At 64.9% G+C, this 25,205-nt stretch carries 23 protein-coding genes; 13 read left to right on the top strand and 10 right to left on the bottom strand.

Going from position 1 to position 25,205, the window contains the following annotated elements; all coding sequences use genetic code 11:
* Window positions 1-2 precede the first annotated feature (2 nt).
* From J5251_RS17010 to J5251_RS16995, 4 genes are all read right to left on the bottom strand, one after another.
* Window positions 3-332, bottom strand: coding sequence for a biotin/lipoyl-containing protein (locus J5251_RS17010; protein WP_074701752.1), 330 nt, complete (start codon window positions 330-332; stop codon window positions 3-5).
* Window positions 325-1,305 carry an alpha-ketoacid dehydrogenase subunit beta gene (locus tag J5251_RS17005; protein ID WP_432264429.1) on the bottom strand — a complete coding sequence of 327 codons (981 nt, stop codon included), beginning with the start codon at window positions 1,303-1,305 and terminating at the stop codon, window positions 325-327. Before J5251_RS17005 ends, J5251_RS17010 begins: the two co-directional genes overlap by 8 nt.
* Window positions 1,306-1,420: 115 nt before the next feature.
* Window positions 1,421-2,467 (bottom strand): thiamine pyrophosphate-dependent enzyme, encoded by a 1,047-nt coding sequence (locus J5251_RS17000; RefSeq protein WP_208574676.1) that lies wholly within the window; start codon window positions 2,465-2,467, stop codon window positions 1,421-1,423.
* 206 nt (window positions 2,468-2,673) lie between these two features.
* The gene (locus tag J5251_RS16995; RefSeq protein ID WP_240793270.1) at window positions 2,674-3,999 is read right to left on the bottom strand and encodes an amino acid permease; all 1,326 of its coding nucleotides are present in this window, start codon (window positions 3,997-3,999) and stop codon (window positions 2,674-2,676) included.
* A gap of 243 nt (window positions 4,000-4,242) precedes the next feature.
* Here J5251_RS16995 and J5251_RS16990 point away from each other — a divergent pair, with 243 nt between their 5' ends.
* Window positions 4,243-4,734 carry an Lrp/AsnC family transcriptional regulator gene (locus tag J5251_RS16990; RefSeq protein WP_139007165.1) on the top strand — a complete coding sequence of 164 codons (492 nt, stop codon included), beginning with the start codon at window positions 4,243-4,245 and terminating at the stop codon, window positions 4,732-4,734.
* Window positions 4,735-4,846: 112 nt separating this feature from the next.
* Here J5251_RS16990 and J5251_RS16985 read toward each other — a convergent pair whose 3' ends face one another.
* Window positions 4,847-5,422 carry a recombinase family protein gene (locus tag J5251_RS16985; RefSeq protein ID WP_208574675.1) on the bottom strand — a complete coding sequence of 192 codons (576 nt, stop codon included), beginning with the start codon at window positions 5,420-5,422 and terminating at the stop codon, window positions 4,847-4,849.
* Between the two features lie 846 nt (window positions 5,423-6,268).
* Between J5251_RS16985 and J5251_RS16980 the strand changes: the two genes are divergently transcribed.
* From J5251_RS16980 to J5251_RS16925, 12 genes are all read left to right on the top strand, one after another.
* Window positions 6,269-7,000 carry a hypothetical protein gene (locus J5251_RS16980; RefSeq protein WP_208574674.1) on the top strand — a complete coding sequence of 244 codons (732 nt, stop codon included), beginning with the start codon at window positions 6,269-6,271 and terminating at the stop codon, window positions 6,998-7,000.
* Between the two features lie 215 nt (window positions 7,001-7,215).
* Complete coding sequence (locus tag J5251_RS16975) at window positions 7,216-7,704, top strand: hypothetical protein (protein ID WP_208574673.1); 489 nt, start codon at window positions 7,216-7,218, stop codon at window positions 7,702-7,704.
* A 196-nt stretch (window positions 7,705-7,900) separates the two neighbouring features.
* A complete protein-coding gene (locus J5251_RS16970; RefSeq protein ID WP_208574672.1) occupies window positions 7,901-8,152 on the top strand; it encodes a hypothetical protein in 252 nt (83 codons plus the stop codon).
* Window positions 8,153-8,171: 19 nt separating this feature from the next.
* Window positions 8,172-8,318, top strand: coding sequence for a hypothetical protein (locus J5251_RS16965; RefSeq protein ID WP_208574671.1), 147 nt, complete (start codon window positions 8,172-8,174; stop codon window positions 8,316-8,318).
* Between the two features lie 218 nt (window positions 8,319-8,536).
* The gene (locus J5251_RS16960) at window positions 8,537-9,187 is read left to right on the top strand and encodes a hypothetical protein (protein ID WP_208574670.1); all 651 of its coding nucleotides are present in this window, start codon (window positions 8,537-8,539) and stop codon (window positions 9,185-9,187) included.
* 197 nt (window positions 9,188-9,384) lie between these two features.
* Window positions 9,385-10,086 carry an NUDIX hydrolase gene (locus J5251_RS16955; RefSeq protein WP_208574669.1) on the top strand — a complete coding sequence of 234 codons (702 nt, stop codon included), beginning with the start codon at window positions 9,385-9,387 and terminating at the stop codon, window positions 10,084-10,086.
* 42 nt (window positions 10,087-10,128) lie between these two features.
* Entirely contained in the window at window positions 10,129-11,421 is a 1,293-nt protein-coding gene (nadA, locus tag J5251_RS16950; protein ID WP_208574668.1) for a quinolinate synthase NadA, read from the top strand.
* Window positions 11,418-13,046: an L-aspartate oxidase gene (nadB, locus tag J5251_RS16945; protein ID WP_208574667.1), complete on the top strand. Its 1,629-nt coding sequence runs from the start codon at window positions 11,418-11,420 to the stop codon at window positions 13,044-13,046. Before nadA ends, nadB begins: the two co-directional genes overlap by 4 nt.
* Window positions 13,043-13,912: a carboxylating nicotinate-nucleotide diphosphorylase gene (gene nadC / locus J5251_RS16940; protein WP_208574666.1), complete on the top strand. Its 870-nt coding sequence runs from the start codon at window positions 13,043-13,045 to the stop codon at window positions 13,910-13,912. Before nadB ends, nadC begins: the two co-directional genes overlap by 4 nt.
* Window positions 13,913-13,932: 20 nt before the next feature.
* The gene (locus J5251_RS16935) at window positions 13,933-15,075 is read left to right on the top strand and encodes a cysteine desulfurase family protein (protein ID WP_208574665.1); all 1,143 of its coding nucleotides are present in this window, start codon (window positions 13,933-13,935) and stop codon (window positions 15,073-15,075) included.
* A gap of 107 nt (window positions 15,076-15,182) precedes the next feature.
* The gene (locus J5251_RS16930) at window positions 15,183-15,980 is read left to right on the top strand and encodes a hypothetical protein (RefSeq protein WP_208574664.1); all 798 of its coding nucleotides are present in this window, start codon (window positions 15,183-15,185) and stop codon (window positions 15,978-15,980) included.
* The gene (locus tag J5251_RS16925; protein ID WP_208574663.1) at window positions 15,977-16,783 is read left to right on the top strand and encodes a transglutaminase-like domain-containing protein; all 807 of its coding nucleotides are present in this window, start codon (window positions 15,977-15,979) and stop codon (window positions 16,781-16,783) included. Before J5251_RS16930 ends, J5251_RS16925 begins: the two co-directional genes overlap by 4 nt.
* A 20-nt stretch (window positions 16,784-16,803) precedes the next feature.
* On the opposite strand, the gene J5251_RS16920 is transcribed toward J5251_RS16925, so the two are convergent.
* From J5251_RS16920 to J5251_RS16900, 5 genes are all read right to left on the bottom strand, one after another.
* Window positions 16,804-17,265, bottom strand: a complete 462-nt coding sequence (locus J5251_RS16920; RefSeq protein WP_139007155.1) for a MarR family winged helix-turn-helix transcriptional regulator — start codon at window positions 17,263-17,265, stop codon at window positions 16,804-16,806.
* Complete coding sequence (locus J5251_RS16915) at window positions 17,258-18,364, bottom strand: LLM class flavin-dependent oxidoreductase (RefSeq protein WP_139007154.1); 1,107 nt, start codon at window positions 18,362-18,364, stop codon at window positions 17,258-17,260. The genes J5251_RS16920 and J5251_RS16915 overlap by 8 nt, the downstream gene beginning before the upstream one ends.
* A 135-nt stretch (window positions 18,365-18,499) precedes the next feature.
* Window positions 18,500-21,811 (bottom strand): efflux RND transporter permease subunit, encoded by a 3,312-nt coding sequence (locus J5251_RS16910; RefSeq protein WP_244250710.1) that lies wholly within the window; start codon window positions 21,809-21,811, stop codon window positions 18,500-18,502.
* 9 nt (window positions 21,812-21,820) lie between these two features.
* Complete coding sequence (locus J5251_RS16905) at window positions 21,821-23,314, bottom strand: malate:quinone oxidoreductase (protein WP_139007153.1); 1,494 nt, start codon at window positions 23,312-23,314, stop codon at window positions 21,821-21,823.
* A 138-nt stretch (window positions 23,315-23,452) separates the two neighbouring features.
* Entirely contained in the window at window positions 23,453-25,132 is a 1,680-nt protein-coding gene (locus J5251_RS16900) for an ABC transporter substrate-binding protein (RefSeq protein ID WP_244250709.1), read from the bottom strand.
* Between the last annotated feature and the right edge of the window lie 73 nt (window positions 25,133-25,205).

Here is a 25,205-nt window from a genome sequence, read left to right as displayed (position 1 = left end):
GACTAGTCCTCGTCCAGGTTGGCGCTGAGGCGGACGCGTCGCTTGGGCGCCTCCTCCTTCGGCACGGTGCCGACGATGCCTGCCGTGTCGTCCGGAACTTCGAAGACGATCAGCGGGTCGCCCACCTTGATGGTCTCGCCGGGTTCACCATAGGTCCTGACCACCTTGCCGGCCTGCGGCGAGGGCAGCTCCACCGCCGATTTGGTCGTCTCCACTTCCACCAGCGGGTGGTTGCGTTCGATCATTTCGCCCTCGGTGACCAGCCATTCAAGCACGGTGGCCTCGATCAGGCCCTCGCCCAGGTCCGGGAGGGGGAAGGAAATTTCAGCCACGGCGATACTCCAATACTCGCTGGATCCCGTACAGGATGCGGTCAATGTTGGGGATGTACTCGTCCTCGAGGTCTCCTGAGGGATACGGTACGTCGAAACCGGTCACCCGCTCAACGGGTGCCTTCAGGGTGCCGAAGCAACGCTCGGAAATGATCGAGGCGACTTCGGCGCCCAGACCGGAGGTCCGAGGCGCTTCATGAACGACGACGGCGCGGCGCGTCTTGGCCACGGAAGCCGCGAGGCCCTCGGCGTCGATCGGCTTGAGCCAGCGCAGGTCCAGTACCTCGATCTCGATGCCGTCCTCGGCCGCCAGCTCGGCAACCTGCAGGCAGCGGGCCACCATGGCGCCCCAGGCGACCAGGGTCAGGTGCTTGCCCTCGCGAACCACCCGGGAGCCGGTCGGGCGGTATCCTGCTGCGTCGGCGCCGGTGTTGACCGGGCCCTTCTGCCAGTACCGGGACTTCGGCTCCATGAAGATGACCGGGTCCTGGCGCGTGGCCGCGTACTTGAGCAGGTGGTACGCCTCGTTCGGTCCCGATGGGGAAACAACCTTGAGTCCGGGCACGTGCGCGAACATTGCTTCCAGCGATTCGCCGTGGTGTTCCGGTGCCCGGATGCCGCCGAAGCTCGGCACGCGCAGGGTAATGGGCATCGGCAGTTTGCCGCGGCTGCGGTAATTCATCCGGCCGACCTGGCAGATGATCTGGTTCACCGCAGGGTAGGCAAAGCCGTCGAACTGTACCTCCGGGATGGGGTGGTAGCCGGCCATGGCCAACCCCACGGACATGCCCAGGATGCCGGACTCGGCCAACGGCGTGTCGAATACCCGCGCCTCGCCGAACTTTTTCTGCAGGCCGTCGGTGATGCGGAAGACGCCGCCAAGCTGGCCGACGTCCTCACCCAGGATGAGGGCCCGCGGATTCTCCGTCATGACTTCAGCCAGAGCCCGGTTCAGGGCCTGCTGCATGGACATGGTATCGGTGGCTCCGGCGTCAGCGGCCTCCGGGAAGTTCTGCACGGATTCCTGCTGGACATCGGCGGCAGCGGTGTTGTCCTGGGCGGCTTCGAGGTCGCTCAGGGTTGTGTGCTCAGACATGTTCCGATTCCTCCCGCCAGGCGCTCGCCTGTGCCTTCAGTGCTTGTGTAGGTTCCTGGTAGACGAAGTCGAACATCTCGGTGCCGGGACGTGGGCCGAGCGCGTTGATGCCTGCGCGGATCTGCTCTTCCTCCGCCCTGGCCGCAGCCAGGGCTTCTTCGAAGAATGCTTCATCGGCGATCCCGTCGGCCAGCAGCCGGGTGCGCATCCGCGCCAAGGGGTCTTCGCCGCCGTCGGTACGTTCTTCTTCGAGAGTGCGGTAGCGGCCCGGATCATCACTGGTAGAGTGCGGCCCGCGTCGGTAGGTCATGGCCTCGACTACCGCAGGTCCGTTGCCAGCACGGGCGTGCGCCAGCGCGGTGGCAGTCGCCTGGGTGACGGCAACGACGTCGTTCCCGTCCACCTGGATGGAGGGCATGCCGTATCCCGCGGCCCGTCCGGCCACCGAGCCGCCGGCTACCTGGCGCTCGGTCGGGACCGAAATGGCCCAGCCGTTGTTCTGGATGAAGAAGACGACGGGCGCCTTCATCACGGCGGCAAAGTTCATGGCCTCATGGACGTCGCCCTGCGAGCTGGCGCCGTCGCCAAAGTAGGTGATCGCTACGCCGAGTTCTCCCGCCGGTGTTCCATCCAGGGTTTGGCCGTGCGCCCAGCCGACAGCGTGCAGTACAGAACCGCCCACAACGGCCTGGATCGGGGCGAAACGGGAGGCCTTGGGGTCGTACAGGCCGCCGTGCCAGGTCGCCTTGTGGGTGGACATGTATTCCACCATGTCCACCCCGACGGTGCGGGCGACGCCCATTTCGCGGTACGTGGGGAAGACAAAGTCACGGCTCATGTCCAGTGCGTAGCCGCTGCCGACCTGTGCCGCTTCCTGGCCTAGCTGTGGAGCGTATCCGGGGATCAGCCCCTGGCGCTGCCAGCGGATCGCCGATTCGTCCAGGTGGCGGACCGCCAGCATCAGCCGGTACAGCTCCCTGAGTTCCTCATCGGCCAGCTCGGCCCGGCCTGTCCCATCCAGAGCAAGAACATCAGCCATGCTGTTTCCTCCATATCGTCTGCGTGGCCGCCGTGCCATGCCCGCAGCCGGAAGCCGCAGGGGGCGCGGCGGCCGTCCTGTAAGTGACCATAGTCACGGACAATCGGGTGTGCAATATGGAAGAGAAGTACCGTGCACTGTGCACAGATAATGTGGACTTGCAGGGTTTTAGCCTGGCATTTTGCTAGGTCGTGGCCGGGTGCGGGTTAGCGGATTGCCGACCGCCGGTGGGCAAAGAGTTTGTTCAGGATCGCGATGCCCGTGATGAGCACTGCCGTTGAAACAAGTTGCGCGCTGGTGCCGGGGGAGAAGAACCCGACGGCCAGGATTGCGGCCAGCAGGCCGAGGCCCAGGTAGGTGATGGCAGGAAAGCCCCGCATTCTCATCGGCAGGTCCTGGCCCTCGCGGTCCGCACGGCGGCGGAGGATCAGCTGCGACGTCAGGACCATGCCCCAAACAACCAAGCAGGTTGATCCGACAAAGCTCAACAGCACGGGCAGAACCTTCTCCGGGAACAGGAGCTCCATGACCGTCGCCACGAAGCCGAAGGCAACCGAGGACAGGACCGCCGCGATAGGGACGCGATGCAGGCCTATCCGCTGGAGCAGGGCCGGGGCCTCGCCGCGCTGGGAAAGGGAGAAGATCATCCGGGAGGCGCCGTACAGGTTCGCGTTCAGGGCCGAGAGCAGGGCAAAGGCGGCGATGATCGTGATGGCGACATCCGCGCCCGGTATGGCGGCGACGGACAGCACCGCGGCGAAGGGGGAGGCGAGCGCTTCCGAATCCCACGGGACCACGGTGGCGATGACCAGTACCGAGCCGAAGTAGAAGACCAGAATCCGCCACACCACAGTCTTGATGGCCCGGGAGACGCTGTGCTGCGGATCCTTCGTTTCCGCCGCTGCTACCGCGACGATTTCGGTCCCGCCAAAGGCAAAGATCACTACCAGCAGGCCTGCGGCTATGCCGGCCAGGCCTGCGGGGGCAAAACCGTCGCTGCCAAACAGATTGGACAGTCCGGGCGAGGGAGCGTGGGGGAGCCAGCCGAAGATCAGGGCTGCACCGAGGGCCAGGAACGCCACGATCGCGACGACCTTGATGATGGCAAACCAGAATTCGAACTCACCGTAATTCTTGACGCCCATCAGATTGATGGCGGTGAAGACGACCATGAAAGCCAAAGCCAGCAGCCATGACGGCAGGACGGGCCAGACCGAGGCGAGCAGTGCCGCCGCGCCGACGGCCTCGGCCGCAATGACGGTGACCAGCTGAAGCCACCACAACCAGCCGATGGTTGCCCCGGCCGTCCGGCCCATGGCTTTTTCGGCATAGGTGGAGAATGCGCCGCTGCTCGGATGTGCCGCGGCCATTTCGCCGAGCGCCCACATCACGATGATGACCAGCGTTCCGGCAAGCAGGTAGGAGATCAGCACTGCCGGTCCCGCAGCCTGGATGCCCGCACCGGAGCCGAGGAAGAGTCCGGCACCGATTGCGCTGCCCAGCCCCATCATGGTCAGCTGGCGCGAGGTCATGGACTGGCCAAGACCTTGGCGGGCTGTGCCTGCTTCATCGATGCTGGACTGCATCTGTCCGCCGTCGGCGGTGGAGTGGTGCGGGCTCATGCGAGTCATGCGGATTCCTGTCATCGGCTGTGGCCTTATAACTGTAGATCTGAGGGCCAGCGGCGGCAGCATTTGGTGAATACGCCGCCCCGGCTGACAATTTGTATACTCCTGCAGCCGTGGGTGTCTCAGATTGGAAGGGAAAGCAGCGCCGTGAACATTGACTCACTGGATTCCCGGATCGTCACGCTCTTCACGGAGGACCCCCGGATGTCCGTGCTGGAAGCATCGCGGGTGCTGAAAGTGGCCCGTGCCACAATACAGGCGAGGCTGGATAAAATGCAACGCCACGGGGTCATCGCCGGCTGGGGGCCGCGGCTTTCGCCAGCCGAGCTGGGCTATGTGGTGAAGGCTTATTGTTCGCTGGTTATCCGGCAGGAATCCGGGCACGACGGGGTAGCCGAAGCGTTGTCCAGGATTCCCGAAGTGCTGGAGCTGCACACCGTATCGGGGGAGAGCGACCTGCTCGCCTGCGTGGTGGCGAGGTCGAATGCCGATCTGCAACGCGTGCTGGACGAAATGACGGCTACCAATACCGTGCTGCGGTCGTCGTCGGTGATTGTCTTGAACAGCCATTTTGAAGGCCGCACTTTGCCGTTGGTCCAGGCGGCCGGCGCTGTTGCGGAGCCAGCTCCTTCGGAATAGCACGGACCTGCGAGCGTGGCCTCGGTCCAGCTTCAGATGTGAATTGCGGTGCCACGTGGCGGTTTTTCGCAGCGCTAAGCGGAGGTCTTGACAGTAGGCGCCACATCGGCCTTCATTGGGAGCGCCGTTGGAGCTCGCGGTACACCGTGGTGCGCGATACCCGGAACAGCTCCGCCAATTCAGCCTGCGTATGCTCCCCTTCGTCGTGCAGCTTCAGGAGAAGTTTCCGTTGCGTCTTGGATAATTTTGGCTGTTTGCCTTTCAACCGCCCCTTAGCTTTGGCGACCGCCATTCCCTCACGTGTGCGCATCCGAATCAGGTCTGCTTCAAACTCGGCCACCATTCCTAGGACGTTGAACAGCAGACGGCCTACCGGATCAGTTGGATCGTGAGTGTTGCCGCCGAGGCTGAGCGCCACCCCCTTTGCCGTCAGCTCGTCGGCTATATCTCTGGCATCGGAAAGTGACCGCGCCAAACGGTCGAGTTTGGTTACCACGAGCGTATCGCCGCTTCGACATGCTGCCATCGCTTCACGGAGCCCAGGGCGCATCCTGTTCGCTCCCGTCAGCCCGTGGTCAACGAAGATCTGCTCCTCTTCAACGCCTAGGGCAAGGAGAGCGTTTCGCTGTGCGGTCAGGTCCTGGTCGTTCGTTGAGACGCGGGCATAGCCGATCTTGATTCCAGTCATACGAAACATGGTTGCAGTAATCCCCCCACCGTCGTGCATCACGATCGTGCGGGTCTTACGTACATGACTCCGACCTCCAATTGCGCCGACCTGTCAGCGGGCTCGCATAGCACCGAGACCGACCGGCTTACGGGACGGTTCACCTTGGGACGAACCTGGTGTTACGAACTCAAGAAAACGAAAGGTCTCTAGGGTTTTAATAAGTGATAACAGGCACACTCGAAAGGTGGTGCAGAGATTTACTGTATGACTTCGTAGGCACGCCGACTGAATTGGATGCTCGATGTTTCCGAAAAAGGGTCAGGTTTGGACCTACCGTGAAAGAGGCAGATTCTTCTCCATCATGATGATGGGCCTACCTAGCCTCGGGTTGGTGGTCATTGGGATCTTTTTGGCCATAGCCAGAGGCGAATGGCTCCTGCTTGTACTGGGGATTCTGGCTCTCACCGCTGCAGCTACGGTCTTCTTCGAGAATGAACGCAAGCGTCGCGATGAGCCTTAAGCACGCTGAGTGATCCTTCAACGGGCCGTTTAATCCTGTCGTTGTCCGCCGCAAATACTCGGCTTCTTCAACGGCAACTGAGCCCTAGAGTCGAAGCCTCAATTCGCCGCATTGGCATCGTTGCCGATCAACCAGATAAGGCCACGTCCCCCTACGCGATAGCCGTGGCCATATGCCGTTCACAGGGGGGGGTAAACCTGCTTGCCCGCTGCAAGCTTCCAGGACCGGGTGAATGCTGAAACCAGCTTTTTCCAAGAGGACCCGTGAAGCATGTGCCATGTAGCCGTGCATTGTGCCGGCTCATTCGCGACCGGTGACCGGCGAATCGAGGGAGACGGGAAGAAATGGCACGCAATACCGGGATTTACGCAGTGTTTCTGTCCGCAATGCTGATGCTCGCAGCCTGCGGAGGTGAAGCAGCGCCGGAAGAGACCGGCGAGCCTGCCGCTTCCCCTGCCGTGGAATCGACACAGGCCACCGGGGAGCCCAAAACATATACCAACGATGATCTGAAAGAGGTGATCTCGGGCCTGGAAGACGCGCAGGGACAGCAGCTCTCTGTCCTTCCGGCGGCCCAGATCGATCAGGGACTCGCCGCCGGGAAGGAGCTTCTGGCGGACGCGACCATCACCCCGGAGGCCTGTTCCATGTTCGCCACGGAACAAACCCAGATACCCGAGGGCAGCACCTACGCTGCGGGAGCCAGCCAATCGGCGGAGGAAAAGTCCCAGACCATCATCACCCTCACAGCTGTCAAAGACCCGAAGGTCATCGCCGACCAGCTCGAACAAGCACAGGAATCCATGCGAGAATGCGCCGAATTCGAGATCGAAGCCCAGGGACAGAAGATCAGCAGCAAGATCACCCCGCTGGAGGTTACCACCGACGGTGAGCAGTCGCTCGGCTCAATCACTACCCAGGAGCTGCCGAACGGGCAGAGCCAGCAGGTCATGTCCGTAGCCGGAACGCAGGGAACCCTCGCGGCCACCGCGGTCAAAATCGGCCCGGACGTCCAGGAAAAAGCACAGGACGAACTCATCAAACTCGTTAACGACGCCCTGGCTCAAAGCAAATGACCCATCACGCCCGGCAGCTCTCAAGGCCGATCGCTGGTATCAACCGGTGACGGGTCGAACCGGGACCATGGCACGCCCTCTTCGAGACAGCAATCATGTGGTGTTCGCTGCCGCCGTTCCGAGCGCGGCTTATCGGATGGACGTCAACGAGCGGCGGGGACAAATACCCCTCAGAGTGTGCTTTGCTTTTCGTGAAGCCGACGATGGGACCGGCGGTGGAGACTGTGCGCAGACTTGAACTGGCTCCTTTGCTGGTTAAAATCCTGGGCGCGGTAATAGCCACGATGGCCGTGTTCCTCTTCGTCCGGAATCAAGTCGTCCTCAGCCTCGTGGCCGCTTCGGTGTTTCTCCTGATAGTCATCGTCGGGCACCGCGCGCTAAAACACAGGCGGATCAAAAACAGCTACGGTCTCGGACAAGAAGAAGAGTCAACAATCGGGGTCCCTCAGCCTCCCGGTAAGAAAACGAACAGGAGCAGGGCCGAAGTTCAGTACCAGCTGATCGATTTCTTTGCCGGGCTCCTTGGTATCGCGGCCGTAGCGCTGTTCGTCAAGGACCAGATGATCTGGGGCTTTGCCGCCGGCGTCATATGCTTTTCGCTGTTCTCCGTGGGACATCCGGCTGCTCCGGCGCAGCCGGGAAGAGGAAGCCCTGGAGGCCAAGGCCGAATGGGACCGATTACACGGCGACGACCAGACCCATGAATAATTTCGGATTCCCAATTGATCACTGCGCCCGGAAGCCGGTTAGTCATTCCCGCAAGCTGATCCGAATCTCGCGGATGACCTCGGGAACCTCTGGGATGGACGCTGCCTCCGGCATCTTTGATGGTCGCTGCTTTGACTGCGAGACTGATAGCCAGAAGGTGCACAGGGGGACGCGCTTCCAGATCGGAGGCCAATGAGCGGCACAGGAGCGATGACCTTCTCCTTTCCGGAGATCCATGCCTATTGGCTTCTGGGCGTACGGCAAAACCTGGTCCAACTGGCACTGATGCTGATGCTTCTGGCTTTTGCGTGGCTCACCATGGGACAGGACCGGGTCGGCGACGACTGGCACTCCACCGTGCTGATGACCCTATACGGCCTGGGAATTATCCTGTCGCTGACAGCCTCATCCCGGCAGAAGAAACTGGTCCCCGGCAGTCAATGAGAGATTCGCTGTCGAATTCATGCTGCGTACCGGCTACCCGCCCTACCCCGACAATATTGACGTCCTGCAGGTCAAGCGCACGATCGCCGTCGTTACCGAGGAAGGCAACGTGCGCTTATGGAAAGTGAAGCGCAAAGGCGACATGTTTACGATCGAGCCTGCCTGAGCCGGGATACGTGCCCGTTGGCGGATGGTACAGAACGGTCCCGAGGTTCCCGCCCTCCGTCCCGTCTGCGAGCTGGTCCCAGTAGCGCTCGGGACCGACCCAGAGTTCATGGCGTTGTAGCGGAAATACAGCTTGGCCAAGGTGGTCCTTTCGACAGCGGCGACGACGATTCTACGCAACGGCGTGCGGCGGGCCCGCCGGAGCCGTACGGTAGCCGGATGGAACGCTTTACAGGGTTCATTGCGGGTCTGGGCACCGGCGCGGGTCGCCGACTGGTGGTCGGGCACTGGATGGACTCGCCGCTCGGTGCCTTCACTGACGTCATGACCGAAGACCGCGACGGGCTGCGGACGCTGCTGGCCCCCAACCGGGCGGTCGCCGACTATGTGTCCGCGACCTACCGCTTCGACGACGTGGTGGTGGCGCCGCTGGACTCCAGCCTGAGCCCCGCCGGGGAACGGAGCGCGGAACCGGGGAACGAACCCGGGACCGCCGCACTGGTCCTCCGCGTTTCCGGCGGCCCGCTGGAGCTGCGCGCCGACCTGGGCCCCGTTACGCCGCCGGGCAGGATGCTGCAACTGGTCCCCGCCCGGATCGCCGTCCACCCGGCGTGGCTGACAGCCGTGAACCGCGCCGCGGGGATCCTGCTCCCGGGGGTGGCCACCGCCGGCTCCGCCGGAGGCGGACGTCGGGAATACTATGGCGTGCGCTCCATCCGTAGCGTCGAGCGCGCCGCGGCGAGCTGGAACGGGGCCGGCCTCGGACCCCTCGCGCCGGTGTATCCGCCCGTGCGCTTCGGCTTCAGTTCCGTCCCCCGCACGCCGCAAGCCGTGGCCGTCACGACGTCGATCCTCCCCGCCCGCCTCTGAGGCGGGACCGGTGGCGGAAGGGGGCCCCGTCACTGACCGGGGTTTGTGGTGAGTGCCCACTAACTCTGCGAAGTCATAAGCTTCTGTAACTTCATAATTCCAGGGCCGCCAACGGTGATTATGTCACTTTGACTTTTACAGGCTAGAATGTGTTCTTGTCACAATGACCATTACTGTTGAGGGTGCGGAGGTGTGCAATGGTCTACTCGGCGAACGTTTCGGAACGCAGGCAGCAGCCGCCCGAGCTTGCCATTTCCACCGTCATCTTTGCGCTGCGTCCGGATGAGGATTCGGCGCGCCCCACGATCTGGCTCCCGCTGGTCCGCCGCACGCGGCAGCCCTACCGCGATCTCTGGGCTCTGCCCGGCGGACCGCTAAGTCCAGATGAGTCGTTGCCGGACGCGGCCCGGCGGAACCTGCAGGACACCACATCGCTGCAGCCGAGCTATCTGGAACAGCTGTACGCTTTCGGCGGGCTGGACAGGTCGCCGGTCCAACGCGTCGTTTCGATTGTCTACTGGGCGCTGGTAAAGCCCGACGTCGCGGCGCTGGCGCGCGAAACGGAAAACGTGCGGTGGTTCCGCGCCGACCACCTTGGCCAGCTCGCCTTCGACCACAACCAGATTGTGGACTATGCGCTGTGGCGGCTGCGGAACAAGGTGGAGTACAGCTCCATCGCCTACGCCTTCCTGGGCGAAAAGTTCACCCTTGCCCAGGTCCGCGAGGTCTACGAGGCCGTTCTGGGCAAGGAACTGGACCCGGCCAACTTCCGCCGCCAGCTGCGTGCCGCCACGGACATTGAGGCCACCGACGAATACCTGCAGGGCGGCCGGCACCGGCCGCCCCGGCTCTACCGCTACACCGGGAGCACCAGCCCCGGGAACGGACCCCTCGGCTAAACAGCCGGAACTTTTGCCAACCGCCAGAAACCGGAGAAGACCATGGGATCAACCAACAGCACGATCGAGCTCATCACCCGCGAGCAAGCCGAGACGCGCCCGGCGGCCGCCGGCAGCTGCAGCCCTGACCTAGTCAAGGCCCCGTGGAATTTCGACGGCGGCGCCACGCCTGCGTACGGACCTGGTGCCTCCATGGCCGATATTGCCCCGGCCGCAACCCCGCGGCAGGGCCAGATCCCGGAGGAATACCGGCTGGCCAGCGACGACGAGCTGCACGCCAGGATCATGGCGGCCAAGGAAAAGCTGGGCGAAAAGCTGGTGGTGCTGGGCCACTTCTACCAGCGGGACGAAGTTGTCAGGTATGCGGATTTCGTGGGGGATTCGTTCCAGCTGGCGCGGGCCGCGAAGGAAAAGCCGGAGGCGGAAATCATCGTCTTTTGCGGCGTGCACTTTATGGCCGAAACCGCGGATCTGCTCTCCGGTGCGGACCAGTCCGTTATCCTGCCGAACCTGGCAGCCGGCTGCTCCATGGCGGACATGGCGGACATCGACTCCGTGCAGGCCTGCTGGGACCAGCTCACGGACGTGCTCGGCTCGGAACCGGATGCGGACGGCAGACTGCCGGTCATCCCGGTGACCTATATGAACTCCTCCGCCGCGCTGAAGGGCTTCTGCGGCGAAAACGGCGGCATCGTCTGCACCTCATCGAACGCCGCGACCGTACTGGAATGGGCCTTCGAGCGGGGCCAGCGGGTGCTGTTCTTCCCGGACCAGCACCTGGGCCGCAACACCGCCAAGGCCATGGGCGTAGGGCTGGAGCAGATGCCGATGTGGAACCCGCGCAAACCGCTGGGCGGCAACGACGAGCAGACCCTGCAGGATTCCCGCGTCATCCTCTGGCACGGCTTCTGCTCGGTGCACAAGCGCTTCACCGTGGACCAGATCGAGAAGGCACGCTCGGACTACCTCGGCGTGCGGGTGATTGTGCACCCCGAGTGCCCGATGCCGGTCGTGGATGCAGCGGACGAGGCCGGATCGACCGACTACATCCGCAAGGCCATCGCCGCCGCCACCGAGCCGACCGTCTTCGCCGTCGGCACCGAGATCAACATGGTGAACAGGCTGGCCGCGGAGTATCCGCAGCACACCATTTTCTGCCTCGATCCGGTGGTCTGCCCGTGCTCCACCATGTACCGGATCCACCCCGGCTACCTGGCCTGGGTCCTGGAGGCCTACGCCGAGCGCGGCGAAGTCCTGAACCAGATCACCGTTGAGGACAGTGTGGCGGTACCGGCGCGCGTGGCCCTCGAGCGGATGCTGGCAGCCAAGCCATGAACACGCGGCGCCGGACAGGCGGCCGCCGGATCCTCGTCGTCGGTTCCGGCATAGCCGGACTGTACGCGGCGGCGCTCGCCGCCGGGGAATCTGACGGGCATCAGGTGACGCTGGTGACCAAGGGGGCGCTCGCGCAGAGCAACACCTGGTTCGCGCAGGGCGGGATCACCGCCGTGACCGGACAGGGCGAGGCCGCGGGCGATTCGGTCGATGCGCACGTGGCGGACACGCTTTCCGCGGGTGCGGAATTAAACGACGACGCCGCGGTGCGGCTGCTTTGCGAAGCCGCCGGCGCCGAGATCGACACCTTGCTCCGGTGGGGAGTCCCCTTCGACCGGAAGGGGACACGGCTGGCGCTGGGACTCGAGGGTGCCCATTCGGCGGCGCGGATCCTGCATGCCGGCGGCGACCGGACCGGTGCTGCCATTGCCGAGGTGCTGATCCGCCGGGTTAGGTCCCTGGCCGGCGCCGGACGGCTGGAGCTCCGCGAGCACAGCTTCGTGACCCGTCTGCTGGAAACCGACGGCCGGGTTACCGGCGTCGAACTCTTCGGAGCGCCCGAAGGCGAGGTGCGCACGCAGCTGCAGGCCGACGTCGTTGTTCTCGCCACTGGCGGGGCCGGGCAGCTTTACGATGCAACCACCAATCCGGAGACCGCCACCGGCGACGGTGTCGCGCTCGCCTGGGCGGCCGGAGCGGTCCTGACGGACCTGGAATTCATCCAGTTCCATCCCACGTTGCTGGATCCGGCCGCGGCCAACGGAACAGCCTTCATGATCTCCGAGGCCGTTCGCGGGGAGGGTGCCCTGCTGGTGGATTCCACCGGGCACCGCTTTATGCCGGATTATCATCCGGATGCCGAGCTCGCGCCCCGGGACGTTGTCTCGCGCGCAATCTGCCGGCAGCGGCTGCTGCTTGAGTCGCGCGGCGAAGCGGCCCAGGTCTATCTGGACGCCACCGGTATCAGCCGCGCCAAGGGGCCGGGGTTCCTGGCACGGCGTTTCCCCACCATCCATAACACTGTGACAGCGCTGGGCCTGGACTGGAACTGGCAGCCGCTGCCGGTGGTGCCCGCCTCGCATTACTGGATGGGCGGGATCCGTACGGACCTCGCCGGGCGGACCTCGGTGCCGGGCCTGTTTGCCGTGGGGGAGGCCGCGTGCACGGGAGTGCACGGAGCCAACCGGCTGGCGTCGAACTCGCTGCTGGAAGGGCTGGTCTTCGCCCGCCGGGCTGTCCGGGCGCTCGCCGGCGGGGAGCCGACCCCGGTGTTCGAGGCGCACCCGCTGGAGCTTTCGGAAGGCACCGGGCCCTGCACCCGTGCCGACCTGCAGCGGCTGATGTCCTCGGCAGCGGGCGTGGCACGGGACGGAGCAACCCTGGAGCTCGCCGCCAAGCAGCTGGGAGAGTGGGCCGTGGAACCGACGGACCAGGCGGGCGCCGAAGACGCAAACCTGCTCACCACCGCCCGTCTGGTGGTTGCCGCGGCCAGCGCACGCGAGAACTCCATCGGAGCCCATTACCGTACCGATTTCGAAAACCGTCCGGTGGGCGGCGGCCGCCTCAGTTTTGTCAATCCCCGTGCCGGCGCCCCCGGCCGCAGCGCCAGCCAGGAGCAGCCATGAACCACATTCTTCCGCCCGACCAGCCGACGCTTGAGCGTATTGTCGCCGCCGCGCTCGCCGAAGACGCCCCGTGGGGCGACATCACCTCGAACGCCTTGATCCCAGCTGATGCTACGGCGACGGCAGAGCTTGCGGCGCGCGAGCCAGGCGTGTTCGCCGGCATTCCCGTGCTGGAAACAGTCCTGCACCAGGTCGACGCCTCCGTGTCCGTACAGTTCAAGGTGCAGGACGGGGACACGTTCGACGCCGGCCAGGTACTGGCGGTGATCAGCGGCAACGCTCGCTCCATCCTGCTGGCTGAACGCGTGGGACTGAACCTGCTGCAGCGTCTGAGCGGCATTGCCACCCAGACGGCTGCCTTCGTCGGGGCGGTGGCCGGAACGGCGGCCCGGGTGGTTGATACCCGCAAGACAACCCCCGGGCTGCGCGCGCTGGAGCGCTATGCCGTGAGGTGCGGCGGCGGGCACAACCACCGCTATTCGCTCTCCGATGCTGTGATGGCCAAAGACAATCACCTCGCCGTGATTACCGACGGCGGCCGGAAGGATCTGACCGAGGCCTTGCGGGAGGCGAAGTCGCGGTTGCCGCACACGGTCCATTTTGAAGTCGAAGTGGACCGGGCTGAGCAGATCGAACCCGTACTGGCAGCCGGGGTGGACACGATCATGCTGGATAACTTCTCGCTCGAGGGGCTCCGCGCCGGTGTGGCCCAGGTGGCGGGACGTGCCTTGGTGGAAGCCAGCGGCAATGTCCGGTTGGAAACGGTGGGGGAGATCGCCCGCACCGGAGTTGATGTGATTTCTTCCGGCGCGCTCACCCACAGCGTCAGGTCTCTGGACCTGGGGCTGGACATCCACATCTCCTGACGAAAGCAGTAGCTGATCCCATGATTTACCTGGACGCCGCCGCCACAGCTCCCGTACGGCGGGAGGTACTGGAAGCGATGTGGCCGGCCTTGACGCAGGATTTCGGCAACCCCTCCAGCCACCACACGGTCGGCGAAGCAGCCGGGCGGGCCTTGGACTATGCACGCAGAACCGCGGCACAGGTACTCGGCTGCCGGCCCGGGGAGATCATCTTCACCTCGGGGGGCACCGAAGCCAACAACCTCGCCATCAAGGGGCTGGCGCTGGCCACGCCCCGCGGCAAGCGCATCGTGGTGAGTGCAGTGGAGCATCCCTCTGTTCTGGAGACCGTGGAGTACCTGGAACGGTTGCACGGTTTTACGCTCGTCCGCGTCCCGGTGCACCCGGACGGCGTCGTCGATCTTAAAGCCCTGGCTGCCGAGCTCACGCCGGAGACCACGTTGTGCACGGTGATGTACGCCAATAATGAGGTGGGCACCATCCAGCCGGTCGAAGAGATCGCCAGGCTGTGCCGCGAGGCGAAGGTTCCTTTCCATACGGATGCGGTGCAGGCCGCCGGCTGGCTGGACCTGGACGTTGGCCGCCTTGGTGTCGACGCGCTGAGTATTTCGGGACACAAACTCGGTGCGCCCAAGGGCTGCGGGCTGCTGTACGTCTCCGGCCGGCGGCCGCTGGAACCGCTGGTCCATGGCGGCGGACAGGAAAACGGGCGCCGGTCCGGCACGGAAAACGTTGCCGGTGCTGTCGCCATCGCCACCGCCTTGTCCCTGGCCGAGAAGGAGCGGGCCGAGACAGTGCCGCGGGTCACCGGTTACCGCGACTACCTGATCGAGCAGGTGCTGAAGGCGCTGCCGGAGGCGCAGCTGACCGGGCATCGGACGGAGCGCCTGCCGGCCAGTGCTTCCTTCTGTTTTCCGGGGACTTCGGGAGAAGCCGTCCTCCTCGAGCTCGAGCGGCGGGGCGTGGTGTGTTCCAGCGGGTCTGCCTGCTCGGCCGGTTCGGATGAGCCGTCCGGGGTGCTGCTGGCCATGGGCATTGATCCGGCGGTGGCCCAGACCGCGGTGCGGCTGACCTTCACCGCAGCAGTCAAGGAGGCCGAGATCGCGCTGGCGGCACGGGCGGTGGCCAGTGCGGTGAGAGACGTCCGGAAGCTGGCGCCCTAGCCGGCCCGCCGGACTTCGCAGACACGCCCCGGCGTGCGGCAGTTTGGCGGCGGGGGATCGGTACCGTGGAAGGAAACCCCTTGCCGCGACCGAAGGAACGTGATCCCTTGCCTGCAGCGCGACGCAACCGGCGCCTGCGGTCAGTTGCCGCCCTGGCCGTCGTCGGCGTAACACTCTCCGGCTGCGGCCTGCTGGACCTTGCCCCGGACGCAGGAGCAGCCGCTCCACCGGCGCAGGCCGCGCCGCCGTCGTCAATGACCATGCCGCGCCCTTCTCCCGAACCTTACGGGACAACCCGGGAAGGCTGGAAGACCTACACGGACCCGGCCGGCACCCTGGGCTTCGACCTGCCCGAGGACTGGACCGTGCAGCAGCAGCGCGAGCCGACGCAACCATCCGACGGCGGCATCCATCTGGAAATCCGCGACGGCGGGGGCAGGCCGGTGGCCCAGCTGCACACCCGGTTGATCCTGGAGGAAGCCCAGTGCACTCCCGGTAACGTGACCGACTATGTGGTGCTGGCCAGTGAGCCCTTCGATGTGGCAGCGGTGGACGGAGCCGGCAACATTGAACCGCGGTTCGTGTTCCGCATGCTGCGCGGCTATAAGTTCTTTGCCTCGATGGGCATCACGAATAAGGTTGGCGGTGTGGACAACAAGGCCTGCGCCATTCAGAATGCGGTCGCGGGACCGGATAAGGTGGGCCTTTACTCGTTTTCGGATACCCCTGTGCACGGCGTCCCGTCGGCGGACGAGCCGGCCGGGGAGCTGAAGAGCTACAACAGCGTGCAGGAAGCGCTGGAGTATCTGGAGACGGACCGCTTTGCGCAGCTGCGGGAGATGATCACCTCCCTGCGGATCGCAGAGCAGGCCTCCGCACCATCCAGCCAAAGGGAGCGTTCATGAAACGAGCCGCCTCGGCCCGTCTCGTCGCCAGGACCACAGCCAACACGTCCATGGTGTTTGCCATTGCGGCCGCCCGGAACTCCGGCTACACAGCCTTCGACGAGACCTTCACCGTGACAGTGGACGGCGTTGAGGTACAGCTGGAGGAACTGGCGGACAACCATTCCGGCCGGCTGCACACCCTGCACGTGGATGAACCGTCCACGGTTGAAGTGGATTACTCGGTGACGGTGGAAGGCCTGGCGGGGCCGGAACGCATCGACCGGACCGAACTGATCAGGTACGTGCGCCCCAGCCGCTACTGCGAGTCCGACAAGTTGCTGCCGACGTCGTACGCCGAATTCGGGTCGCTGCACGGGATGGAACTGCTCAACGCCGTGCGTACGTGGGTGGGGCGGGAGCTGCGCTACGTCAGCGGCTCCTCCCGGCCCACGGATGGAGCAGTGGAAACCCTGCTGGAACGCAGGGGGGTCTGCCGCGACTTCGCCCACCTGGTGGTATCGCTGCTGCGGGCCAAGGACGTGCCGGCGCGGCTCGCCGCCGTGTACGCCCCGGGACTGGACCCGATGGACTTCCACGCGGTTGCCGAAGCCTATATCGACGGCGCCTGGCACGTGGTGGATGCCACCGGCATGGCACCGCGGCAGACCTTGCTGCGTATTGCCACCGGGCGGGATGCCTCGGACACGGCCTTCCTGTCCACCGTGGGCGGCAGCCTCTCCCTGAAGGAGCTGAAAGTTACCGCCGTGGTGGATGACTTCGTGCCCGAAACGGACCCCGCGGCGGCCGTGCAACTGCGCTGAGAGCCGGCCGCCGCCGAAGTTCAGCGGTCTTTGAGCCCGGTGCGGAGCTTGTCCGTGAGGAACTGGAGCTGCTTGAACTCCTCCTCGCTGAGGGCCGGCGCGAGCATCTCATGCAGATGTCGCACGTGCACGCGGCCGATCTCCTGCTGCAGGGTACGGCCTTCCTCGGTCAGGGCGATCTCGATGCCACGCTGGTCCCGCTCAGCCGTTCGGCGCTGCACCAGGCCCTTGGCTTCCAGCCGCTCGACCATCCGGCTCAGGCTCGGCTGGCTGATCAGCAGGGCCTCGTTGAGCTCATTGAGCCTGGTCCACCCGGTGGGGCAGTGGCTGAGGTTGAACAGCACATCGTATTCGCGCATGGCCAGCTTCTTGAACTCCGGCAGCTGCTGCATCCGGCGCATCACAGCCACCTGGGTGCGGAAGAGCGACTCCCAGGCTTCCGACGTCGTCCTGATTTGCGGCGGGGATTGCTCATCAGCCATTGGACACGGTCTCCCCGGCCAAGGCCGCATCCCGGGCTGCCTTGCGGCTGGCGTGGGTGGGCGCCTCGGGTACGTGGGCGGGCTTGCGGGCGGCGAACTCCCGCTTGAGCACCGGCAGGACCTCCTCGCCGAAGAGGTCCAGCTGTTCGAGCACGGTCTTCAGCGGCAGGCCGGCGTGGTCGATCAGGAACAGCTGCCGCTGGTAGTCGCCGAAGGCGTCGGCGAAACTGAGGGTCTTCTCGATGACCTCTTGCGGGCTGCCCACGGTCAGCGGGGTCTGCGCGGTGAAGTCCTCCATCGACGGGCCGTGGCCGTAGACCGGGGCGTTGTCGAAGTACGGGCGGAACTCGTTCACCGCGTCCTGCGAGTTCTTGCGCATGAAGAACTGTCCGCCAAGGCCCACGATCGCCTGGTCTGCAGTGCCGTGGCCGTAGTGCTCATAGCGTTCACGGTAAAGGCCGATGAGCTGCATGTAGTGCTCCTTCGGCCAGAAAATGTTGTTGGCAAAGAACCCGTCACCGTAGTACGCGGCCAGCTCCGCAATCTGCGGGGTGCGGATGGAGCCGTGCCACACGAAGGGCGCCACGCCGTCCAGCGGGCGGGGCGTGGCGGTGAAGTTCTGCAGTGGGGTACGGTGCTTGCCCTGCCAGTTCACTACGTCTTCGTCCCAGAGCTTGCGCAGCAGGGCATAGTTCTCCACCGTCAGCTCCAGCGAATCCTGGATGTTGCGTCCGAACCACGGGTAGACCGGAGCGGTGTTGCCGCGGCCCAGCACCAGGTCCACGCGGCCGTCCGCCAGCTGCTGCAGCATGGCATAGTCTTCGGCGAGCTTGACCGGATCGTTGGTGGTGATCAGCGTGGTCGCGGTGGAGAGGGTGATCCGCTCCGTCTGGGCAGCGATGTAGCCGAGCAGGGTTGTCGGCGAACTGGCGTAGAACGGCGGGTTATGGTGCTCGCCGGTGGCGTAGACATCCATCCCGATCTCTTCGACCTTCTTGGCAATGCTGACCGCTGCCTTGATGCGTTCGCGTTCGGTCGGAGTCCGGCCGGTGGTCGGGTCCTGGGTGATATCAGAAACGCTGAATACGCCAATTTCCATGCTGTGCCTCTTTCTCTGCTGCGAAGTCTAGAACCAGTTTACATGCTTTTGCATCTACTGACACAACCCGCGGCCTGCGGAAATCATTCCGTGGCGGCAGCGTGGGGCCCACCACACGCAGGCAGGACCGGGACGTTAGCTTCCCACGGTGGCCGGCTCACGGATCTGAAGCTGCTCGGCTTTGGTCAGGGCGCGGCGTTCGCGGCGGCCCTCGACCAACCGGTAGAGCACGGGCACCAGAACCAGCGTTAGCGCCGTTGACGAAATCAGACCCCCAACAACGACGACGGCGAGCGGCTGCGAGATGAAGCCGCCTTCACCGGTGAGTCCCAGCGCCATCGGCGTCAGCGCGAAGACTGTCGCCAATGCAGTCATCAGGATGGGCCGGAGCCGTTGGCGCGCGCCGTGCCGGATAGCATCCGCAACGTTCATCCCGGGGCGGTCGCCGCGGGGCCGCCGGTACTGGTTGATCAGGTCGATCAGGACAATCGCATTGGTCACGACGATGCCCACCAGCATCAGCATGCCGATCAGGGAGGGCAGTCCCAGCGGAATCCCGGTGATGACCAGCAACGCGATGGCGCCGGTGGCGGCGAAGGGGATGGAGACCAGCAGGATCAGCGGCTGGACGAGGCTCTTGAACGTGGCCACCATGATGACGTACACGATCGCCACCGCGGCGAGCAGCGCCAGGCCGAGCTGCTCGAAGGACTCGGCCTGCTGGGTCGCCGCGCCGCCCAGGGATGCCGTGACACCGGCCGGAAGTTCGACGGAGTCCAGCACCGTCTGGACCTCGCTGCTCAGCGCGCCGAGATTGTCCCCGGCAGGAGTAATGGAGACGACGGCGGTCCGCTCGCCGCCGGAACTGGTGATCGACGTCGGAATTTCGGTTTCCTCCACCGTGGCCACCTCGGTCAGCGGCACCGGTCCGGAAGCCGTGGGCACTTCGACGTCGCGCAGTTCCTCCACACTGGCGAAGTCCGTTCCTTCGCCGATGAACACCGGATAGTCCGTGGTGTCGATCCTCACCGTGCCGCCGGGGAGCGGGCTGATGGTGGAGGCCAGCAGGCCGGCAATTTCTTCTTCGTTGAGCCCTGCCGCTACGGCCTTGGCCCGGTCGATGGAGACCTGGACCACCGGTTCGGCGGCGGCAAGGTTGCTGGACACCTCGGCTGCCCCCGGGAGATCCTGCAGCTCGGCCACCAGTGTGTCGGAAGTCGACTGCAGTTCCCCGGAGTTGCTGGCGGAAATGTCGATGTCCACCGAGCTGGAGGTGCCGAATCCGCCGCCCCGGGTACTGAGCGTGATGGTCCCGGCATCCGGCAGCTTCTCGACGTCGTTGCGTACGCGTTCGCGCAAGGCCACCTGGTCGGCGCCCTCTTCGGTAATGACCGTGAACTGGGCGACGGAGGCGCCGGCGGAAAGGAACGTGCCGAGCCCCGACGTGGAATTGCCCATGGTGACCTGGACGTCGGCGATACCTTCGGTGCCGGCCAGCAGTTCCTCGACCTGGGACGCTGCCTCGTCGGTGACTTCCAGGCTGGTGCCCGCGGGCAGTTCCTGCCGCAGGCTGAAGCTGTTCTGCCCGGTATCGCCGAGCAGATTGGTCTGCATCAGCGGCACCATGGCCACCGTGCCCAGCAAGACCAGGGCCGCCGCACCCAGCGTGATGACGGGGTGCCGCTGCGTGGAGGAGAGCACCGGCAGGTACCCGCGCTGGAGCCGCGAGGCCCGTTCCTTGGCATCCGCGGTTGCACGCACCTCGGCTGGATCCTGCCGCTGCGAGGGGGACTTGACGAACCAGTAGGCCAGCACCGGGACTATGGTCAGGGACACCGCCAGGGACGCCAGCAGTGCCAGGGCGGTGGTGATGGCAAAGGGCCGGAACAGCTCGCCGGCCAGGTCGGCGACAAACGCGATCGGCAGGAACACCGCGACGGTAGTGAGGGTGGAGGCGGTAACGGCACCGGCCACTTCCCGCACAGCCGTCACGATGGCGGTGCGCTTATCCTCGCCGTAACCCAGATGCCGTTTGATGTTTTCGACGACGACGATCGAGTCGTCGACAACCCGGCCGATGGCGATGGTTAGTGCGCCCAGCGTCAGGATGTTCAGCGAATAGCCGAGTGAGCTGAGGCCGATGAACGTGACCAGCAGGGACAGCGGAATGGAGATGGCCGTGATCAGGGTGGAGCGGGCCGAGAGCAGGAAGACCAGGATGACCAGCACGGCGAAGCCGAGACCCAGCAGCCCCTCGGTGGTCAGGTTCTTGATGGACTCCTCGATGAAGGGCGCCTGGTCAAAGATGGTGGTGAAAGCGGCCCCGTTGCCCAGCTGCGCTTCAAGCTCGGGGAGCAGGTCGTTGATCGCATGGGAAATTGCCACCGTGTCCCCGTCCGGCGTCTTCGTCACGGCCAGGGCCAGCGTTTCTTCGCCGTTCGTGCGGGTAATCGAGGTCCGCTCGTCGTCGACAATCCGGACCGCCGCAACCTCGCCAATGGTCACCGGATCTCCGGTTGCAGCCTCGGCCCCGGGCCTCTCGGCGCCGGAACCTTCCGGGCCGGAATCCACCGGAGCTGGATCTGCCGGAGCTGGATTCACCGGGGCCGGCGGTGCGGGCTGTGATTCGCCGGGGAACTGACCGGGAACCCGTCCCGGTATTTCGGAAACCGACGACGGCGGCGCGGGCTCCGCCGTCGTTGTTTGAGTGGGGGCCAGCGGCAGGTTTTCGATGGTTTCCAGGCTGTCCAGCGGGCTGCCGATCTGGACGGAAAGGGTCTTCTCATCCTGCTGGACCGTGCCGGCGGGCACGAGGCCGCCGCTGTTCTGCAGGCTGTCGACGATGGATGACACGCTCACGTTGCGATCGGCCAAGGCGCCATCGTCGGGAAGGATGGCGATGTGCTGGCCGGCACCGCCTGTGACTTCGGCGCTGCGGACGCCCTCCAGCTTCTGCAGCCTGGGGACCGTGAGCCGTTGCAGCTCGGTATTGAGTTCGCTCAGCGGCAGGTCGGACGAAACCGCCATGAAGACGATCGGGAAGTCATTGATGCTGCCGGCCACGGACTGCGGGGAAACGTCCTCGGGCAGCAGCTGTTGCGCGTTGGAGATGGCCCGGTCCACCTGGCTGCGGGCCCGGTCCAGATTGGTGCCATAGACAAACGTCAAGTTCACTGTGGAGAGACCGGTCCGCGACGTTGCGGTCGAGGATTCAAGCCCCTCGACCGCGTTCAGCGCGTTTTCCAGTGGTTCGCTGACCTGTTTGTCCACTACCTCCGGAGACGCCCCGGGCATGGCGGTGACTACCGTAACCCGGGGGAACTCCAGCGACGGGATCAGCTCCTGCTTGAGCGAACCCATGGTGATTACACCGAAGACGGCCACAAACACCGTGATCAGAGCGATCAGGGCCCTGTTGGCCAGGGACAGCGTGGCCAGCTTATGCATGGCTGAAGCTTAACCGAGTTCGAGGACCTGGTTGGTATCCGCGGTGATATCCGCCAGCAGGGACGGGTTCTCGTTCAGCTTGGCGCCGTAGCCCGGAATCATTTCCTTGAGCTTCGGCTCCCAGCCCTTGAACTCGCTGGGGAAGCAGCGCTGGAGAACCTGGATCATGATCGGTGCTGCCGTGGATGCGCCCGGCGAAGCGCCGAGCAGGCCGCTGATGCTGCCGTCGGCGGAAGTAATGACTTCCGTGCCGAACTGCAGGACACCGCCCTTCTTGGGGTCCTTCTTGATGACCTGCACGCGCTGGCCGGCCGTAATGAGCTCCCACGAATCGCCGTTGGCCTCCGGGTAGAAATCGCGCAGGGCGGCGACCTTCTTCGGCCGGCTCTTGAGGACCTCGGTGATCAGGTACTTGACCAGGCCCAGGTTGTCCTTGCCGACGGCCAGCATGGGAATGAGGTTGTGGGGGCGCACGGACAGCGGCAGGTCCAGGAACGAGCCGGACTTCAGGAAGTTCGGGGAGAAGCCGCCGTACGGGCCGAACAAGAGGGAGCGCTTGCCGTTGACGAAACGGGTGTCGAGGTGCGGGACGGACATGGGCGGGGCACCCACGGACGCCTGGCCATAGACCTTGGCGTTGTGCTGGGCGATGACCGCGTCATCAGTGGAGCGCAGAAACTGCCCGGAGACCGGGAAGCCGCCGAAGCCCTTGGCCTCGGGAATGCCGGAGCGCTGCAGCAGGTGTAGCGCCCCGCCGCCGGCGCCGACGAAGACGAAACGGGCGGAGACGGTTGAGACCTCGCCGGTGGTGTTGTTCTTGACCTTCACGTCCCAGCGGCCGTCGGTGGCCCGGGAGACGTCGAGCACCTTGTGTCCGTAGTGCAGTTCAGCGCCCTGGGCGTCCATGAAGCCAGCCAGTTCGCGGGTCAGCGCGCCGAAGTCGACATCAGTGCCGCCTGCTACGCGGGAGCCGGCCACACGCTGCTGCGGATCGCGGCCCTGCATGACCAGCGGCACCCACTTTTCCAGCTCGGCATGGTCTTCGGAGAACTCAATGTCCTGGAACAGCGGTTCGGCGCGGAGCGCTTCGTAGCGGCGCTTGAGGTAGTCCGCGTGGTCGTTGCCCCAAACGAAGCTCATGTGCGGCAGGGGATTGATGAATCCCTTCGGGGACCCGATGTGTCCCTGGGAAACCATGTGCGACCAGAACTGGCGCGAAACGTGGAACTGCTCGTTGATGCCCACCGCTTTGGCCGTAGCCACGGAGCCGTCCGCAGCGGCCGGGGTGTAGTTCAACTCGCAGAGTGCGGCGTGTCCTGTTCCCGCGTTGTTCCACGGGTCGGAGCTCTCCAGCCCGGCCTGCGCCAGGTTCTCGTAAAGATTGATGCTCCACTCGGGCTGCAGCTGCTTGATCAAGGAGCCGAGCGTGGTGCTCATGATGCCGCCGCCGATCAGGGCAACGTCGATGTTCTTGGATGATCCCGAAGGGGTATTAGCAGTCAACTTCCATCTCCCATAGCAGCTTTGCCAGCGCTTAGAAGACTACCGCGCCCCTGTGGTGAGACTAAAATTGCCCGAGCTCATTGTGACCCATTAGACAGACGTTTCGGCGCAGTGCCGTTAATATACGCCGCACCGCTCTTAGGCGTCCGTCCGCAGCCTGACCAGATTGTAGACCTCGTCCAGCATCGGACTGGCCGGATAGCTGGCCACCCTGGCCCCCATGGCAAGGGCGGAAACCGGGAACGCCAGCGGGACCGCCGGTACCAGCCGGGCTACCTGGTTATTGATGGTCAGGTACGCCTGGTTGCGTTCCTCACCGGCGGGGAGGGTCCGGGCACGGGCAATCCGGTTGAACAGCTGCATATTCTTGAAACCGAACTCGGGGCTGGGCGCACCGAACAGTGGTCCCAGGAAGTTGTCCGGATCCCGGTAACTGCCACTCCACCCGCCGAGATGGAGAGCGTGGTCCGAGGACGTCTGCACCCGGTCCAGATAGCCGTCCTCCCATGCCAGGGGCTTGGGCTGGATATTGACGCCGACGGCGGTTAGCTGACGGCTGAGCTCGGCATAGATTTTCTCCGGTGTCGGCAGATAGGCCCGCGTTACGTTCAGCGGGTAGTAGAAAGGGATCTCCTCGCCGTCGTAACCGGCTTCTTCCAACAGTTCCCGGGCGCGCTCGGGGTTGTACTCGAAGTAAGGGATGTCTTCACCGGTCACGCCCAGGCTTCGGGGTACAAACTGCTTGGCCTCGGTAGTCCCCTGCAGGAAGAAGTCCTCGATCAGCACGGAGCGGTCAATGGCGTGGGCGATCGCCTGACGCATCCGCAGATCCGCCAGCAGGCCGAATTGCTGGTTCATGCCCAGGTAGGACACGGAGAAGGGATCCCGCTGCAGAATCTGCATCCCGCTGCGGGCCAGCCCCGCATACGTTTCCGGAGTGACCAGGTCATAGCCGTCAATCCTGCCGGACTGCAGCGCGCGCAACCGGGCAGCCGGATGGGGCAGTGTCTGGAAGACAACCGAGCCGGCCTGCGCCGCCGGGCCCCAGTAGTTCTCGAAGGCGGTGAGCTTGACCTGCTCTTCGGACCAGGCCTCGAACCGGAACGGACCGGTCCCGACGGGGTGCTGCGCGAACGCGGAGAGCCTGATTCCGCCGCGCTCCTGATTCAGCTCATCGGCATTGCCATCCGCGAGCGCAGCCGGCGACGCTATGGCGAAGGCCGGCGTGGACAGGGCTGCAACCAGCCCGGAGAACCTGCGGTTGAGGTTCAGCCGCAGTTCGTTCGGTGCCAGGACCTCGCAGTCCTTGTACAGAGAAGTCTCACCTTCATCGGCGAAGGCTTCGAACACTGAAGCGAAGGACAAGGCGGCTTCAGCCGGCCGGGCATCCCGGGGCAGCCTGTACCAGCGTTCAAAATTGGCTTTCACAGCTTCGGCATCGAACGGCGTGCCGTCGTGGAACACGACGCCTTCGCGCAGCCTGAAGAGGTAGGCGCGGCCGTCGTCGAGCTCTTCCCATTCGGTAGCGAGCTGGGGCTTGGGGACTCCCGTGTCGGGATCGACGCCGATCAGCGTTTCCATGATCTGCCGTGTCACCCGGAACGACTCGGAGTCCAGGAGCAGCGCGGGATCGAGGCCGGCGGGATTGGCCGCCGTACCCATGGTGAAAGTCAGGTTAGCGGCCGGTACGGACGTCCCCGTGGGCGCCGCCGTTCCCGTCGTTGGCGAACCGGGCTCGCTCGTGCAGCCGGTGAGGATGACAACAGCTGCCGCCGCGCCAGCCTTTAGAAAGCTGCGGCGCGCGGGCAGGTGTGACACTCGTGAGCTCCTCGTGGGCCGAATTTGCGGAATTTCCAGTCTAATTGACATCAGGGGAGATAAAGAAGCCGTA

The sequence above is a fragment of the Arthrobacter crystallopoietes genome, from assembly GCF_017603825.1.
GTDB lineage: Bacteria > Actinomycetota > Actinomycetes > Actinomycetales > Micrococcaceae > Crystallibacter > Crystallibacter crystallopoietes_B.
Note: the sequence above shows the minus strand (reverse complement) of the source record. Positions and strands in the feature narration are given on the sequence as shown.